The sequence below is a fragment of the Oleiphilus sp. HI0080 genome (assembly GCF_001635135.1).
This window is the reverse complement of record NZ_LWFU01000769.1, coordinates 1-771: the sequence shown is the minus strand read 5'-3', so window position 1 is coordinate 771 and position 771 is coordinate 1. Positions and strand designations below refer to the sequence as shown.

Here is a 771-nt window from a genome sequence, read left to right as displayed (position 1 = left end):
CCACTTGCCGCGAAAGCGGCCATCGGCGTCATGCATTTGCGCCTGTTTTTCCAAATTAAAGTGTCGCCCACCTCTAGGGTCTGCACCCACTCCTGCGATGTACTGCCAGTTTCCCCAGTTTGAAGCGGGGTCGTAGTCGATCAGTTGCTGCTCGAAATAGGCTGCGCCGCAACGCCAGTCTAGGCCAAGTTCATTGATCAGGGCCGAGGCGGCAATTTGCCTGCCTCGATTACTCATATAGCCTGTTTCGTTGAGTTGGCGCATGCAGGCATTTACGATTGGGTAGGGCGTTGTACCCATGCACCATTGACGATAACGTTGGGCATAGAACGAGCCTCTTTGCTTTCTCGCATTCGCTTCGGTAAACAGCCCGTTCAGTAAAAATAGGCGCTTGTTGAATGCGCGCGCGTACCACTGAAAGTATTCACGCCAAAGTAGCTCAAACAACAACCATGCGTTGTCTTCGTTCTTACCATGCTGAGCTTGGTACCCCTCTAGTGCTTGCACTGTTCGCCGAACTGAAAGGCTTCCATTTGCGAGCCAAAATGACCACTTGGATGAACTCTCCCAGTCATCAAAGGCATTGCGTGTTTGTTTATAGTGGTTTGGCGCGTTCCCGGAAAAATAAGTCGTTAGATGGTCTAACGCCGCGGCTTCACCTCCATGAACCAAAGGCGATGTATTTTTGATCGCTTTTTCAGGTTCAAAAAGCGGGAAATTGAATGCTTTCAAAGAGACGGGTTCAGGCAGCGCTGATATCGTGCTGGCTGG

The 771-nt window shown here is 51.0% G+C and carries 1 protein-coding gene; it reads right to left on the bottom strand.

Annotated features, from left to right (window positions below; genetic code table 11):
* Nucleotides 1-771: FAD-binding domain-containing protein (locus tag A3751_RS16000; RefSeq protein WP_304439040.1), on the bottom strand; the 771-nt coding region annotated here is incomplete at both ends.